The sequence below is a fragment of the Flavobacterium sp. B183 genome (genome assembly GCF_023539155.1).
Lineage (GTDB): Bacteria > Bacteroidota > Bacteroidia > Flavobacteriales > Flavobacteriaceae > Flavobacterium > Flavobacterium tructae.
Genome location: NZ_CP097434.1, coordinates 1,192,269 through 1,208,741, shown reverse-complemented (window position 1 = coordinate 1,208,741; position 16,473 = coordinate 1,192,269). Strand labels below are relative to the sequence as shown.

Annotated in this window: 16 protein-coding genes; 14 read left to right on the top strand and 2 right to left on the bottom strand. The window is 34.6% G+C overall.

The annotated features are described in order from the left end of the window. The first annotated feature begins 2 nt into the window (after positions 1 to 2). Positions 3 to 695 (top strand): fibronectin type III domain-containing protein, encoded by a 693-nt coding sequence (locus M4I44_RS05410; protein WP_249966723.1) that lies wholly within the window; start codon positions 3 to 5, stop codon positions 693 to 695. A 177-nt stretch (positions 696 to 872) separates the two neighbouring features. Continuing rightward, entirely contained in the window at positions 873 to 4,202 is a 3,330-nt protein-coding gene (locus M4I44_RS05405) for a T9SS type A sorting domain-containing protein (RefSeq protein ID WP_249966722.1), read from the top strand. An 88-nt stretch (positions 4,203 to 4,290) separates the two neighbouring features. Here the strand turns inward: M4I44_RS05405 and M4I44_RS05400 are convergent, their stop codons facing one another. Continuing rightward, positions 4,291 to 5,148: an MBL fold metallo-hydrolase gene (locus M4I44_RS05400; RefSeq protein ID WP_249966721.1), complete on the bottom strand. Its 858-nt coding sequence runs from the start codon at positions 5,146 to 5,148 to the stop codon at positions 4,291 to 4,293. Positions 5,149 to 5,444: 296 nt separating this feature from the next. On the opposite strand from M4I44_RS05400, the gene M4I44_RS05395 reads away from it, so the two are divergent. The 6 genes from M4I44_RS05395 to sufD all read left to right on the top strand — a co-directional run bounded on the left by M4I44_RS05395 (position 5,445) and on the right by sufD (position 10,471). Next, complete coding sequence (locus M4I44_RS05395) at positions 5,445 to 5,774, top strand: iron-sulfur cluster assembly accessory protein (RefSeq protein ID WP_017494570.1); 330 nt, start codon at positions 5,445 to 5,447, stop codon at positions 5,772 to 5,774. Between the two features lie 94 nt (positions 5,775 to 5,868). Further along, complete coding sequence (gene sufB, locus M4I44_RS05390; RefSeq protein ID WP_249966720.1) at positions 5,869 to 7,317, top strand: Fe-S cluster assembly protein SufB; 1,449 nt, start codon at positions 5,869 to 5,871, stop codon at positions 7,315 to 7,317. A gap of 7 nt (positions 7,318 to 7,324) precedes the next feature. Further along, positions 7,325 to 7,813, top strand: coding sequence for a flavodoxin family protein (locus M4I44_RS05385; protein WP_070906136.1), 489 nt, complete (start codon positions 7,325 to 7,327; stop codon positions 7,811 to 7,813). A 12-nt stretch (positions 7,814 to 7,825) separates the two neighbouring features. After that, entirely contained in the window at positions 7,826 to 8,572 is a 747-nt protein-coding gene (sufC, locus tag M4I44_RS05380; RefSeq protein WP_017494567.1) for a Fe-S cluster assembly ATPase SufC, read from the top strand. Positions 8,573 to 8,657: 85 nt separating this feature from the next. Then, positions 8,658 to 9,047: a four helix bundle protein gene (locus tag M4I44_RS05375; RefSeq protein ID WP_249966719.1), complete on the top strand. Its 390-nt coding sequence runs from the start codon at positions 8,658 to 8,660 to the stop codon at positions 9,045 to 9,047. Between the two features lie 107 nt (positions 9,048 to 9,154). Beyond that, on the top strand, positions 9,155 to 10,471 hold the full coding sequence (sufD, locus tag M4I44_RS05370) for a Fe-S cluster assembly protein SufD (RefSeq protein ID WP_017494565.1): 1,317 nt from the start codon (positions 9,155 to 9,157) through the stop codon (positions 10,469 to 10,471). Between the two features lie 297 nt (positions 10,472 to 10,768). Here sufD and M4I44_RS05365 read toward each other — a convergent pair whose 3' ends face one another. Next, the gene (locus M4I44_RS05365; RefSeq protein ID WP_249966718.1) at positions 10,769 to 12,118 is read right to left on the bottom strand and encodes a serine hydrolase; all 1,350 of its coding nucleotides are present in this window, start codon (positions 12,116 to 12,118) and stop codon (positions 10,769 to 10,771) included. A 219-nt stretch (positions 12,119 to 12,337) separates the two neighbouring features. On the opposite strand from M4I44_RS05365, the gene M4I44_RS05360 reads away from it, so the two are divergent. From M4I44_RS05360 to M4I44_RS05335, 6 genes are all read left to right on the top strand, one after another. After that, positions 12,338 to 13,552, top strand: coding sequence for an aminotransferase class V-fold PLP-dependent enzyme (locus tag M4I44_RS05360; protein ID WP_017494563.1), 1,215 nt, complete (start codon positions 12,338 to 12,340; stop codon positions 13,550 to 13,552). 11 nt (positions 13,553 to 13,563) lie between these two features. Next, positions 13,564 to 13,989 (top strand): hypothetical protein, encoded by a 426-nt coding sequence (locus M4I44_RS05355; RefSeq protein WP_026109772.1) that lies wholly within the window; start codon positions 13,564 to 13,566, stop codon positions 13,987 to 13,989. A 2-nt stretch (positions 13,990 to 13,991) separates the two neighbouring features. Further along, on the top strand, positions 13,992 to 14,417 hold the full coding sequence (locus tag M4I44_RS05350) for a SufE family protein (protein WP_249966717.1): 426 nt from the start codon (positions 13,992 to 13,994) through the stop codon (positions 14,415 to 14,417). A gap of 87 nt (positions 14,418 to 14,504) precedes the next feature. Continuing rightward, complete coding sequence (locus M4I44_RS05345; protein WP_017494560.1) at positions 14,505 to 14,828, top strand: SUF system Fe-S cluster assembly protein; 324 nt, start codon at positions 14,505 to 14,507, stop codon at positions 14,826 to 14,828. A 72-nt stretch (positions 14,829 to 14,900) separates the two neighbouring features. Continuing rightward, the gene (locus M4I44_RS05340) at positions 14,901 to 15,410 is read left to right on the top strand and encodes a DUF2480 family protein (RefSeq protein WP_017494559.1); all 510 of its coding nucleotides are present in this window, start codon (positions 14,901 to 14,903) and stop codon (positions 15,408 to 15,410) included. 80 nt (positions 15,411 to 15,490) lie between these two features. Further along, a complete protein-coding gene (locus tag M4I44_RS05335; protein WP_017494558.1) occupies positions 15,491 to 16,441 on the top strand; it encodes a DUF3078 domain-containing protein in 951 nt (316 codons plus the stop codon). The last annotated feature ends 32 nt before the right edge of the window (positions 16,442 to 16,473 follow it).

Genomic DNA, 16,473 nt, shown 5'->3' with positions numbered 1-16,473 from the left:
AAATGAAAAATCTTATATACCTCACAATCATTGGTCTTTTATTTGCGGCTTGTGGTGGCAGTGATGATTCAGGATCATCCGAAGCTATCAATGTAGCGCCAACGGTACCTGCATTAAAAGTTCCGGCTGATAATAAATTATGTGTAGACAATACTGTTTCTTTTCAGTGGGATCTTTCTACCGATGCTAATAAAGATGTTATTACCTATCAAATTCAGGTAGCAAAAGAGAATACGTTTGCTCAAATTGTAAAATCATCTGAAGTGACTACTAATAACACTTCAATAGCACTGGAAAAAAACACGGCCTACTACTGGAGAGTAAAAGCAACAGACAGTAAAGGACTGGCAAGTACTTATTCCGCTACTTTTAAACTCTATACCAGTGGTGAAACAGTAGTAAATCATATGCCATTTTCTCCTGAATTGATATCACCGGTTTTAAACGCTACACTAAACGCAACAACTGTTTCCTTAAAATGGAATGCAACTGATGTTGACACTGCAGATGCACTGACTTATGACGTTTATTTTGGAACAACAAATCCGCCAACAGAAAAAGTAAGTGAAAATAAATCTGAAAAAACAATTGATGTTACAACGGTAGCGACCAAAGAATACTTCTGGAAAGTTGTTGTAAAAGATAACAAAGGAGGAGAAACTGTTGGTCAAATCTGGAAATTTAAGACCAATTAAAAGCCTTAATAATTACAATTAGTTAACCAAAAAATCCTGTTTTCGATATACTGAAAACGGGATTTTTTATGCCTCCTATGATCCGCTCCGAATTACAACCATGTCCATTACGTCTTCCCGTAAGGAAATACCGATCTAATTTTGTAGACTTGCGCGATACTATCATAAATCAAGTCTATGAAAACAAAACTACTCTTGTTGCTGTTACTGGCAAGTTTTTCTATTTATGCACAACAGTATACTTCTATTCCTGATGTGAATTTTGAAAACAAGTTAATCGCATTAGGAATTGATTCCGGAACTGCTGATGGAAAGGTATTAACTGCCAATATTATAAAAGTTAAAATTTTAGACCTTGGCACCACAATAATTTATGACTTAACAGGGCTTGAAGATTTTTCTAACTTAGAAACCTTGTATTGCTCTGGAGCTTCCAACCCTAGTGGAGGAGTAACAGGTAAATTGACAAAATTAAACGTTACTAAAAACACAAAGCTAACCACATTATACTGCTCCGGAAATCAGCTAACAGACTTAGATGTATCCCAAAATTTAGCCTTAAAATTGCTCTATTGCCCTTATAATAAACTGACAACAATTGATATCACTAAAAACTTATCATTAGAGAAATTTTTTATTGCAGGAAATAGTCTAACCACTATAGATGTTACCAAAAACCTTTCATTAATTCAATTAAATGTGAGCTCAAATCAAATTTCAAATATTGATTTAACCGCTAATACAGCCCTGGAATGGCTTACTATTAATCAAAATAAAATAACAGATCTTGACATATCTCAAAATTTAAAACTTACTTATTTGTCCGTATCCGGAAACAATTTAGCAAAAAGTCCTGATCTAACCAAAAACAAAGCTCTTGAATCTTTCACTGCAGCAAACAGTCAATTAACAACGATAGATCTTTCTCAAAATAAAGCTTTGCGTAGTCTGGACCTTCGTCAAAATAAGTTCGAAACATTAGACGTTTCCAATAATCCGACCCTAACTACTTTATATTTACAAGAAAATCTATTGACAAGTTTAAATCTCACTAACAATACATCCTTACTTGCCAATCAAATCTCTTTCATATCAAATCCAAAATTAACTTGTATTCAGGTTAGTGATGTTACAGCTGCAAATACAAATTGGTCAATCAAAAAAGACCCAACGACATCCTTTTCCTCGACCCCTTGTATCGCTCCTGGATCATACACCTTAATTCCGGATATTAATTTTGAGAAAAAACTAATAGCATTAGGAATCGACTCGGGAGCTCCAGACGGAAAAGTTCTAACTTCAAAAATTTCCACTATCACAGAAATAGATCTTTACTATAGTAATATTAGCGACTTAACCGGAATTCAGGATTTTAAATCTTTAACGTCATTAAGCTGTATGTCCAACAACATAACCAGTCTTGACATCTCTCAAAATTTGCAATTATTATCCCTAGAAGCAGGTTTCAATAATTTAACAACATTAAATACATCAAAAAACCTTACTCTACTATACTTATCACTTGCTTACAATCAAATAACAAATCTCGACCTTTCGCAAAATGTTAATTTGAGACTTCTAAGCGTTGATTCAAACAAACTAACCAATATTGATACATCCAACAATAAAAATCTATCTGCATTATGGTGCGCTTCAAACCTGTTAACAAGTTTAGATCTTTCTAAAAACCGATCTTTAACATCTTTAGAATGTCCTGAAAATAAATTATTGACCACAATAAATTTAAAAAATGGAAACAACCGCTCTATGCAAATTACTTACAATGCTACTAATTTTACAAAAACACCATTATTAACTTGTATCATAGTCGATAATGCTCTTTACTCAAATGAAAAATGGAAAGACTTTAAAGAAACTTCCGCATCGTACTCAACTGTAGACTGCTCTCAGGTCACGGCAATTCCAGATCCCGCTTTTGAAGATAAGTTAATTTCATTAAACATTGACAAAGACGGTAAAAACGGTACAGTTTTAAACAGCAGTATTGAAAATATAGCTTCTTTGGACGTTGCTTCAAGCACTATAAAAGACTTAACCGGAATTAAAGGTTTCACCAATTTAAACGCTCTAAATTGTTCAGGGAATCTATTGTCTCTTGTAGATGTTTCTCAAAATAAAGCTTTAACCCTTCTTAATTGCACCAATAATTCTTTAGAAAGTTTAAATCTAAAGAACGGGAATAATATAAATTTTGATGTAAATTCTAATTTTAAGAACAATCCTAATTTAAATTGCATTCAGGTTGATGACGATGTTTATGCCAATACGAATTGGAGTACTTTCAAAGATACGGCTGCGAACTACAATGTAGACTGTACTATATACACCCTAATTCCAGATTCTAATTTTGAAGATAAATTAATTGCCTTAGGAATTGACAAAGACGGTAAAAATGGAAAAGTTGCAACTGCAAATATTCGCAAAATTAATATATTAGACCTCTCCAGTTCTAATATTAGTAGCTTATCGGGAATAGAAGATTTTACAGCATTAACTAGCTTAGACTGTAGTTCCAACAAAATAAACAGTATAAATATCACAAAAAATGAAGCTTTAACTGGTTTAGAACTTCGTGAAAATAATTTGACCAGCTTAGACGTTACCCAAAACAAAAAGTTAGTTGCCTTACGCTTTAGTAAGAACCAAATTTCATCAATTGATTTATCGCAAAATAGAGAACTGCAATTTTTATCATGTGATGAAAATTTACTAAACGATCTGAATATTTCTTCAAATACTCTATTAGGCTATCTTTATTGTGGCCGTAACAATTTAACAGTACTAGATGTATCTAAACACCCCAACTTAAGAGGATTATACTGTACCAATACTACAATCTCAAAATTAGATGTTTCTGTTAATACCAAATTGGAAGATTTATATTTCAACAATGCTCAATTAACCAGCTTAGATTTAAGTAACAACCCACTATTAAAAAGAATAAACCTATGTTGGAATCAACTAACCTCATTAAATTTATCGCACAATCCTATTTTAGAATTGGTTTTCTTAGAATTTAACCCATTAACAACTTTGAATGTTAAAAATGGTAATAACAAAAATTTTATATTACCCACTCAAACCGGGAAAAATGCCGCTACGGCCATATACACCAGCTTCTTAGGAAATAAAACACTAAACTGTATACAAGTGGATGATGCCGATTATTCAAATGCCAATTGGGCAAACATTAAAGAAAAAAACGCTACTTATTCTAACACTTGTAAAACATTAGGTATTGATACCAACAATTTTGAAAAAGTAACAATCTATCCAAACCCAACTAAAGGCGAAGTAAACATTCAAAATGCAAGTTTAGAAAAAGCAAATGTTTATAACAGCTTAGGCCAGCTTGTAAAATCATTTACGTTAAATTTAAGTACTACCCATAATACGATCGATTTATCCGGTCTGCCAAAAGGCGTTTATTATGTGTACTTAATCAATGGGGATGCTGCCTCAGCCAAAAAAGTAATTGTCGAGTAATTATAATTTGTTGAATTAAATTTGTTAATAAAAAGTCCCACTTTCGACATCATGAAAATGGGACTTTTTTGCATTTATAGCTTTAATTTTAAAGAATTTCTTCGCAGGTAAATACTTCTTTTAAGCGAACACCTTTTTCGGTCTGTTCTACTGTTATAATTTGATTATGTGCATCATGCTCTAAAAACAAATAATAATTGTGGTCTGCAGCCGCGTTCAAAAATTTAGATTTCTCCGGCATTGTCAATAAAGGTCGTGTATCATAACCCATTACATAGGGTAACGGAATATGCCCGGCAGTGGCTAACAAATCGGCACAGAAAACAATCGTTTTATCCTGATATTGGATATGTGGAATCATTTGCTTTTCGGTATGGCCATCCACATAATAAATTCCAAAATTCATTTCTTCAGAAAAACCAAAATCACTTTCGGGACGCTTTATAAAATTCAGCTGTCCGCTTTCCTGCATAGGCAGAATATTCTCTGAAAGAAAAGAAGCCTTTTCGCGTGCATTGGGTTTTGTTGCCCATTCCCAATGATTTTCATTCGTCCAAAACTTTGCATTTTTAAAAGCAGGCTCGTAAAAAGTCCGGTCTGAATTCCATTGCACACTTCCTCCACAATGGTCAAAATGCAAATGTGTCATAAAAACGTCTGTAATATCGTCTCTCTGAAAACCATATTTTGCCAACGATTTGTCTATCGAATGCGATCCCCACAGCGAATAATAGCCAAAAAACTTCTCCGATTGTTTGTCTCCCATTCCGGTATCAATCAAAATCAGACGATTTCCATCTTCAATAAGCAGGCAGCGTGCAGCAATATCAATTAAGTTATTTGCATCGGCAGGATTGGTTTTGTTCCAGATGGTTTTAGGAACTACGCCAAACATAGCGCCTCCATCTAACTTAAAATTTCCGGATTCTATAGGATAAAGTTTCATGAGAATAGATTTTTAATAGGAAAACAAAACTAGGAAATACTATTTCATTTTTACAACAAACCATCATAAAGTCTTCAAAAAACAATAATAAAGTCTCATTCTTTTATCAATATAACATATATCTATTTTAACATTTGTTATAATAATGTGAACCGTTATGGAAAAAGGTTTTTAAGTCGTATCTTTGCCGATAATTTCATTTCAACATTGAAAGACAGCACTTTAAAATCGTAATCTTCGGATTACTATTTTTAAGAGCAAAATTGAGGTGAAAGCAAAAATAAACACGATAAACAATGATAAAAGTTTCTGATACTGCCAAAAATAAAATCATCGATTTGATGAGAGAAGATGGTTTTGATGCTGCTAGCGACTACGTAAGAGTAGGCGTAAAAAGCGGTGGATGCTCTGGTTTGTCTTATGATTTAAAATTCGACAAAACCAAAGGCGACGACGATAAAATATTTGTAGACAACGACATAACAATTGCAGTTGAAAAAAAATCATTTCTATATCTGGCCGGAACAATTCTTGAATTTTCAGGTGGATTAAACGGAAAAGGTTTTGTATTCAATAATCCGAATGCAAGCAGAACTTGTGGTTGCGGAGAATCCTTTTCACTATAAAATAATTAAACGATTGCAAAATTTAAAGATTTAAAAATTACAGAAGTGATAGTATTTAAATCCTTCAATTTTTGAATCTTTCAATAAAGAAACAATGAGCAAATACACAGAAGACGATTTAAAAATCGAACTCGAAACTAAAGAATACGAATACGGGTTTTATACTGATATTGAATCGGAGACCTTTCCTATTGGCTTAAACGAAGACATCGTAAGAGCTATTTCCCTTAAAAAAGAAGAACCTCAGTGGATGACCGACTGGCGCATTGAAGCTTTTCGTACCTGGAAAGAAATGATTGAACCGGAATGGGCAAATGTACATTATGAAAAACCAGATTTCCAAGCCATTTCATACTATTCTGCTCCAAAACAAGTAGATCCGAACAAAACTTTGGACGATGTAGATCCTGAACTTTTAGAAATGTACAAAAAGTTAGGTATCTCTGTCGATGAACAAAAAATGATGAACAATGTCGCTATGGATATTGTAGTCGATTCTGTTTCTGTAGCTACGACCTTCAAAAAAACTCTTGCTGAAAAAGGAATTATTTTTTGCCCAATTTCAGAAGCTATAAAAGAACACCCTGAATTAGTTAAAAAATACTTAGGAACTGTTGTACCTCAAAAAGACAACTTCTATGCTGCCTTAAACTCAGCTGTTTTCTCTGACGGAAGTTTTTGCTATATTCCAAAAGGCGTTCGTTGCCCAATGGAACTTTCCACTTATTTCAGAATCAATCAGGCAGGAACTGGTCAGTTCGAGAGAACACTAGTTATTGCTGATGAAGGAAGTTACGTTTCATACCTTGAAGGCTGTACCGCTCCAAGTCGTGACGAAAACCAACTTCACGCTGCTGTGGTTGAACTAATCGCTTTAGATGACGCTGAAATTAAATATTCTACCGTTCAAAACTGGTTCCCTGGAAACAAAGAAGGAAAAGGTGGTGTTTATAACTTCGTTACCAAAAGAGGTTTATGCGAAACAAATGCTAAAATTTCATGGACACAAGTAGAAACAGGTTCTGCTGTAACCTGGAAATATCCTTCTTGTGTACTTAAAGGAGACAATTCGGTTGGAGAATTTTATTCAATTGCCGTTACCAATAATTACCAACAAGCTGATACCGGAACTAAAATGATCCATTTAGGAAAAAATACTAAATCGACTATTATTTCTAAAGGTATCTCAGCCGGTAAATCACAAAACAGCTACCGCGGACTAGTTCAAATTAGCCCAAGAGCTGAAAATGCCAGAAACTTTTCGCAATGTGATTCTCTTTTAATGGGGAACAATTGTGGTGCACATACTTTCCCATATATCGAAAGTAAAAATCCATCAGCCAAAATAGAGCACGAAGCAACAACAAGTAAAATTGGAGAAGATCAGGTTTTTTATTGCAACCAGAGAGGTATCCCTACTGAAAAAGCGATTGCCCTAATTGTAAATGGTTTCAGTAAAGATGTATTGAACAAATTACCAATGGAATTTGCAGTTGAAGCTCAAAAATTATTAGAAATTTCTTTAGAAGGATCTGTTGGTTAATTGCGAGATGGAAGATAAAAAAGTAATCATTTTAGGTTCCTCCAGAAAAAACGGAAATACAACCAGAATCGCGGATGAAATTTCTAAAGAAACCGGAATAGAAGTAATTAATCTGAGTGATTATAATATTTCCTATTATGATTACGAAAGTAAAAACAGAGAAGATGATTTTTTTCCTTTAATAAAAGGTATCATCGAGAAGTATGACACTTTAATTTTTGCAACGCCTATATATTGGTATAACATGAGTGGAATCATGAAGGTATTCTTTGACCGCTTTTCGGATTTAATCCGAATTGAAAAAGAAACCGGAAGAAAACTCAGAGGGAAGAAAATTGGTGTGATCTCCAATTCACACGATAATGAAATTGAAGAGAGTTTTTACATTCCGTTCAAAAAATCAGCCGATTATCTAGGCATGGAATATTTAGGACACGCGCATTTTAATGCCAACATCCTAAACGAAACAACAAAAATAGAATTGACATTTATATAAAATAAAAAGACAATGTTATCAATAAAAAACCTTCACGCCTCAATTGGTGATAAAGAAATCCTTAAAGGAATTAATATAGAAGTAAAAGCTGGCGAAGTACACGCTATCATGGGACCAAACGGTTCAGGAAAAAGTACACTTTCGGCTGTAATTGCCGGAAATGAAAACTATGAAGTTACTGACGGAGAAGTTTTCCTTGACGGAGAAGATCTTGCTGATCTTGCTCCTGAAGAAAGAGCACACAAAGGAGTTTTCCTTTCTTTTCAATATCCTGTAGAAATTCCGGGAGTTAGCGTAACTAACTTCATGAAAACTGCCATCAACGAAACCCGTAAAGCAAACGGTCAGGAAGAAATGCCTGCAAACGAAATGCTGAAAGTGATTCGTGAGAAATCTGAATTGTTAGAAATCGACCGTAAATTTCTATCACGTTCTCTTAACGAAGGATTTTCCGGAGGAGAGAAAAAAAGAAATGAGATTTTTCAAATGGCAATGTTAGAGCCAAAATTAGCCATCCTTGACGAAACAGATTCTGGACTTGATATCGATGCCCTTAGAATTGTTGCCAATGGTGTTAACAAATTGAAAAGCGAGAAAAACGCCATCATCGTAATCACGCACTACCAACGTTTATTAGACTATATCGTTCCGGATTTCGTTCACGTTCTTTACAACGGAAGAATCGTAAAATCTGGTGGAAAAGAGCTAGCCTACGAATTGGAAGAAAAAGGATACGACTGGATTAAAGCGGAGAATTAATTTTTAGTTTCAAGTTTCATGTTTTTTTAGTTTCAAGTTGATTTATGTTTTGTAAGTTTAAACTTAAATTATTTAAACAGAAATTATGGCGACAATAACTCGATTTGAAGATTTAGAAATTTGGAAAGAAGCTCGACGATTAGCGAAAGAAATTCATCTTATTGCAATTCACAGTGAGTTAAAATCAGATCTCAGATTCAAAAATCAAATAAAAAGCTCTTCTGGTTCAGTAATGGATAACATTGCTGAGGGTTTCGAAAGGGATGGAAACTTAGAATTTAGACAATTCTTATCCATCGCAAAAGGTTCAGCCGGAGAAACAAGATCACAATTATACAGAATTTTTGATTTTGAATACATTTCAGAACAAAAATTTGAGGCTTTAAAAACAGATTATGAAAATTTAAGTGGTAAAATAAAAAACTTTATCTCTTATCTAAATAAAAAAGATTTCAAAGGAAATAAGTTTCAGTAGATTAAACGTGAAACTTTAAACCTGAAACAAAAGGATTCAAAGGAATTTAAGTTCCGGCAAACAACCTGAAACTTGAAACCTGAAACTCCGAAGGAAACAACAGAAAAATGGATTTAAAAGAAAAATTAGTATCGTCTTTTATGGCTTTTGAAGAGCGTGTCGATGTACATTCAGATTTGCATGACATTCGCACCAAAGCACTAAAAAACTTTGAAAATAAAGGTTTCCCAACCAAAAAGGAAGAAGCTTGGAAATACACATCGTTAAACGCCATCTTAAAAAATGACTTTACGGTTTTTCCTAAGCAGGAAAGTGCAATCGAATTTAATCAGGTAAAGAAATATTTTTTACATGAAATCGACACTTATAAATTAGTGTTCATCGATGGTGTTTTTAGCTCACATTTGTCTTCAACTACACATGACGGAATCGATGTTTGCTTAATGTCTTCGGCATTGACCAAACCAAAATATAAAATGATCATTGATACCTACTTCAATCAGATTGCAAGTAAAGACGATAGTTTGACTTCGTTGAATACTGCCTTTGCAAGTGAAGGAGCCTTCATCAATATCCCAAAAAAGAAAGTAGCCGACAAACCTATCGAAATCATGTATTTCTCTACAGGTAATGAAGCTGCATTAATGGTTCAGCCTAGAAATCTGATTATTGTTGGTGAAAACTCACATGTTCAGATTATCGAGCGCCACCAGAGTTTGAATGAGAATCCCGTTCTGACCAATTCGGTTACAGAGATTTTCGCTCAAAAACGTGCCATTGTGGATTATTATAAAATTCAAAACGACAATAGCGAAGCGAATTTAGTAGACAACACTTACGTTTCTCAACAACAGGAAAGTCATGCTTATGTTCATACCTTTTCATTTGGAGGAAACCTAACGCGTAACAACTTAAACTTTTATCATTTTGGTGAAAGACTGACAAGTACACTTAACGGAATCTCGATCCTAAACGACAAACAGCACGTTGATCATTATACTTTAGTGAATCACGCAACGCCAAATTGCGAAAGTTTCCAGGATTATAAAGGAATTTTCTCTGATCGTTCAACAGGAGTTTTCAACGGAAAAGTTTTAGTAGAGAAAGAAGCTCAAAAAACAAATGCTTTTCAAAAAAGCAACAACATTTTATTGAGTGACAAGGCTACGATCAACGCCAAGCCGCAATTGGAAATTTTTGCCGATGACGTAAAATGTTCTCACGGCTGTACAGTTGGACAATTAGACGAAACAGCAATGTTCTACATGCAGTCACGCGGAATCCCGAAAAAAGAAGCAAAAGCGTTATTGATGTACGCCTTCTCAAATGCCGTAATCGAAAGCATTAAAATACCGGAATTAAAACAACGAATTACTAAAATCATCGCTACAAAATTAGGCGTTAATTTAGGATTTGATTTGTAAAATGATTTAACCGCAATCCCGATAGCTATCGGGAGCTAAGAGTTACGCAAAGTTCGCAGGGTTTAGTTTTAAACTTTGCGAACTTTGCGCTTTTTACTTGGCATCTTTGCGGTTAAATTTATTTTTTAACCCTAAAGAGAAGTAAAAATCCAAGAAAGAACAGACCTAATCCCACGCAAAAAGAAATTGTACTTATTGGATGTCCCAATGTTGTAGTAAATCCAAAACCTGCAAGAAACCAACCAAAAAATATCATAAAAACAGCCAACAAAAGATTATTCTTTCTCATTATAAAGCTTATTTCTTCACACTCTCAATAACCTCCTTCAAAAATTCATTAAAATCAAAATAATGATCTCCTTCATTCACTCCCATCCTAACAATTACCATATCCAGAGACGGAATAATCGCTACCATTTGCCCCTGATAGCCATTACAATAAAACATATCACGAGGTGCATCGGGAAACTTCCCTCCGGCATTTAACCAAAACTGCGCTCCATAACCTCCATTTGAAGTATTCGTTGGAGTTGCGGTATACTTTACCCAGCTTTCCTCTAAGACCTGCTCTCCGTTCCAGCTTCCCTTATGTAAATACAGCAGTCCGAATTTTGACCAGTCTCTCGCTGTTGCCCACGCATAAGAAGATCCTACAAAAATTCCCGACATATCCTGCTCTACAATCATCGAGTTCATCCCAATTTTATCAATCAAGGCACTGTACCAGAAATCAAGATACTCCTGTTGTGTCTTAAACTGACCTCTTAAAATTCGGCACAATAGATTAGTGGTTCCCGAAGAGTAGTACCAATGGGTATTAGGCTTAAATTTAGCGGGTTTATCCATTTGCACTTTCCCCATATCTTCTGCCTGAAAAAGCATTTCTGTCGCATCACAAATTTTAGTATAATCTTCCTCCCATTCTAAACCTGAGTTCATATGAAGCAAATCATTAACGGTAATATTTTTACGATCGTCATTTCGCCATTCTGCAATTGGAGCAGGTTTATAAATGTCAATTTTTCGTTGTTTCACTAAAACACCAAAAGCCGAACTGGTGATACTTTTAGTCATCGACCATCCTAAAATTTTACTGTCTTTATTAAAACCTGTATCGTATTTTTCTGCAATTAGTTTGTCTTTATATACCACTACCACAGCACGTGAACGTTTATTCTTTTGGCCTTTTACATCAAACGAACCGTCAACAGCCTTTTTCAGTTTGGCATAGTCAATATTTGAAAAAGTGGTATCCTTTGGTTCTTTATTCCCATAAGGAAAAGAAAGATTGTTAACCAATTTTGTTCTTTTTGGAAGCAGGTACGGCTTCGAAATATCATAATCATCGTCAATCAAAGTAGCGCCCAGTCCTTCTCTGTAAATTGCTTTTCTTTCTTTCAATCCATAAACTGTAGAAACAGCAAACTTACCGGCATCATCAATAGTATTCTCCGCTAAATCAATCATGTGGATATCATTATCCGTTTTTTCGATCAATTCCTTCGAACGATTGTCAATAAAATGACCTGATGCGACACTCTTGGCCGAGAAGCCTGAAATCAAATCCAGTTTGGGATAAGTAGTAAACCCGAAATATAAAAAAGCAAGAATTAAAACAAGTACAAGTAATTTAAGAATTCTTTTCATCTGGTTGTGGTATTTTTAATGCAATATAAATAATTTACAATCAATATTATACAACTCAATTTAGATTTAAAATTCACAAAACATAAAAAAAAGAATCAATTTTTAAAGAATCTATAAGCAAACGTTCAATTAATAGCATCATAAAAGGAAATTATAGTTTTAATGGATAAACCAATTTTGTTTTAGTACTTTTGTAGGTAGAATTTTTCTAAATAAGACATGTTAGACATCCAAAAAATAAGAGCTGATTTTCCGATACTTTCAGAAAAAGTGAACGGAAAACCTTTAGTATATTTCGACAACGGCGCAACTTCACAAAAACCACAAGTTGTGATTGATGCGATCGCAAAGTATTATCAGGAAATAAATGCCAACATTCATCGTGGTGTTCATACTTTAAGCCAATTGGCGACTGATGCTTACGAAATTTCAAGAGTAAAAATCCAACATCATATCAATGCGAAATTCTCGCACGAAGTACTTTTTACTTCGGGAACAACTCACGGAATTAACTTAGTAACCAACGGTTTTGCTTCTATTTTAAAACCCGGAGATGAAGTTATTGTTTCTTCATTAGAGCATCACAGTAACATCGTGCCTTGGCAAATGTTATGTGAGAAAACAGGAGCAACACTTAAAGTTATTCCAATGAATGAAGAAGGCGAACTAATAATAGAAGCTTATGATGCCTTATTGTCAGAAAAGACAAAAGTGGTAACGGTAAACCATATCTCGAACGCATTGGGGATTATCAATCCGATCAAATACATGATCGAAAAGGCTCATGCTGTTGGCGCTGCTGTTTTGATCGATGGTGCACAGGCCGTCCCGCATTTAAAACCTGATGTTCAGGATTTAGATTGTGATTTTTATGCTTTTTCAGGGCATAAAATGTGCGGACCAACGGGAACCGGAATTCTTTATGGAAAAGAAGAATGGCTCAATAAATTACCTCCCTATCAAGGTGGCGGTGAAATGATCAAAGAAGTTACTTTCGAGAAAACGACTTATGCCGATTTACCTCATAAATTTGAAGCAGGAACTCCAAATATTGCAGGCGGAATTGTTCTAGGAACGGCAGTTGATTATTTGAACCATATTGGTTTTCATAACATTCATCAGCATGAAACACATTTATTACAGCACGCAACCAAACGTTTATTAGAAATCGAAGGATTGAAAATTTACGGAACCGGAAAAAATAAAGCTTCCGTGATTTCGTTTAATATTGATGGAATTCATCCGTACGATATTGGTTCCATTATTGACAAACTGGGAATCGCAGTAAGAACCGGACATCATTGCGCACAGCCAATCATGAATTTTTTCTGCATTCCGGGAACGATCCGTGCTTCATTTTCTTTTTACAATACCAAAGAAGAAATTGACATAATGGTTGAGGCCATTAAAAAAGCGAAAGCTATGTTAAGCTAAAAAAATCTTTTATGAGGATATTATCTTTGTTACTCTTAACCTTTTTTATTGGAACAAGCTGTTCCAGCCAAAAAAAAGCCGACATGAAAGCTACCGAAATTGAATACTCTGCAGTTTCCCGAGGCACTTACAAAGTAATCGTGGTACAGAATAAAACAGTTTTAGTAACCAATGGCCGCAATGCTCAACCGGTAGAGAGCAAAATAGATGATTTAAAATGGAAGCAGATTGTAGCTGAATTTTCAAAAATCAATCTCAAAACTATTCCGGACTTAAAAGGCCCAACACAAAAACGCTTTCATGATGGAGCTGCTCTGGGAAATTTAAAAGTCACTCAGGATCAGAAAATATATGAAACTCAGGGTTTCGACGATGGATACCCTCCAAAAGAGATAGAAAATTTGGTAAATTTGCTACTGGATTTTACGAAAAAATAATTATGACGATAAAAGAAATACAAAACGAAATAATCGACGAATTTTCGATGTTTGATGACTGGATGCAACGTTACGAGTACATCATCGAATTAGGAAAAAGTCTTCCGTTAATCAAAGAAGAATATAAAACCGACGACAATTTAATCAAAGGATGTCAGTCGAAAGTTTGGCTGCAAGGAGAACAGAAAGAAGACAACATTGTCTTTACTGCCGATAGTGATGCCATTTTAACTAAAGGAATTATCGCGATTTTAATTCGTACATTCTCCAATCAAAAAGCATCCGATATTTTAAGTGCCGATGTTGATTTTATTGACGAAATTGGTCTAAAAGAACATTTATCTGCAACACGTGCGAATGGTTTGGTATCGATGATTAAAAACATCAAAATGTACGCATTGGCTTTTGATTCAAAAAATAAAAATTAAATCATTAAGACATTAAGTTTCGTAAAGACTTATACTTAATATCTTAATGATAAAACAAAAAACTTACGTTGAAAAACAAAAAATAAAATGGAACAAGAAATAGACACAAACGAATTAGGAGAATCTATCGTAAAGGTTTTAAAAGGCATTTACGATCCGGAAATTCCTGTAGACATATACGAGCTGGGATTGATTTACGATGTAATGGTCAACACCGATTACGAAGTAAAAATCTTAATGACTTTAACTTCTCCAAACTGCCCTGTCGCAGAAAGTTTGCCAAGAGAAGTAGAAGAAAAAGTAAAAACAATTGAAAACATAAAAGATGTTGATGTTGAAATTACTTTCGATCCGCCATGGAGCAAAGACTTAATGAGCGAAGAAGCAAAATTAGAATTAGGAATGCTTTAATAAAATTTGTTTCAAGTTTCAAGTTTCAAGTTCACACAACCTGAAACTTGAAACCTGAAACTAACTTTTCACATGGAAGAAATCATCAATAAAGTTGCCAATAGTGCCTTGGAGGTTTTTGATCTTGAAGATTATTACCCAAAAGGAGCACGTGTGCAAATCGATATATCACAATGGCTTTTAGAAGGTTTTTTATTAAAAGAAAAAGACTTTAGAGAGCATTTAAAAAATCACGACTGGTCGCAATATCAAGATCAATATGTGGCTATAAACTGCAGTACAGATGCAATTGTACCTGCCTGGTCTTCTATTCTGGTTGCAATCCATTTGGCCCCATATGCTAAAAAAGTGGTGAACGGGACTATAGAAGATCTCGAAGCAAGCTTATACGAAGAAATATTAAGCAAACTTGATTACACTCCCTATAAAGGCAAACCTGTTATCGTAAAAGGCTGTTCCCGTAAACCTGTACCTACCCGTGCCTACATTTTAGCAGCAACCTATTTGCAGCCTTTTGCAAGAAGTATCATGTATGGTGAGGCTTGTTCGGCGGTACCCCTATACAAAGAACCAAAGAAATAACACTCCTTACCAACTGCATCCCATAAGGCTTTTTAACGATTATTTAGTATATTTGTTCTTACACATTTAAACCAGATATCATGAAAAAGCTAGCGTTATTACTTCTTATTTTAGCAAACTTTACTTTTGTTCATGCGCAAAATTCAGAAAAGGAACTGATCCAGAATACTGAAAAAGCAGTAAAAAAAATAAATGATACTATAGAAGATGAAGGATGGAAGGCAAAAGGTACTGTGTCTCTTTTACTGAATCAATCGAGCTTTAACAATTGGGTTGCCGGGGGCGAAGACAGCTTCTCCGGAACTTTAGGAATCAATTATGACTTTAACTATAAAAAAGACGATCTCACCTGGGACAACAAGATTCTGGCTTCGTATGGTCTTTTGCAAACTAAAAATGCCGATTTCGAAAAAAAGACTGATGACCGTTTAGAATTTAATTCAATTGTAGGAAAGAAAGCTTTTGGAGATTGGTATTATTCGTTCTTTTTAAATTTCAGAACCCAATTTACAACTGGTTATCTTTATGGGAAGGATGTAAACGGGAAGGAAATCCGAACTGAAAACACCAAGTTTATGTCTCCGGGGTATCTAACTACAGGACCTGGTATTTACTGGTCTAAAACGGAGAATCTAAAAATAAACTTTGCTCCTTTAACTTCAAAATTCACTTTTGTAGACCGCGCTTATACTTCGGGAATTGATCAGGCAACAGGGCTTCCTTATGTAGACGGAGCCTACTTTGGAGTAGATGCTAATAAAAGTATGTTATACGAACTCGGATTTTATACTTCAGTTTATTACAAACTGGCTATTATGACCAACGTAACTGCCGAGAATACCCTGAATTTGTATTCTAACTATTTAAGAGATCCGCAAAATGTAGATATCAACTATTCGTTGAATGTTATCATGAAAGTTAACAAATTTCTATCGGCAAACTTATCCTTCCAGGCCATCTATGACGATAATGCTTTCAGTGGATTCCAAACCAGGCAAGTATTTGGTGTAGGAATAAATTTCGGCTTCTAATAAAAACCAAAACGGCTTTTGATTACTCAAAA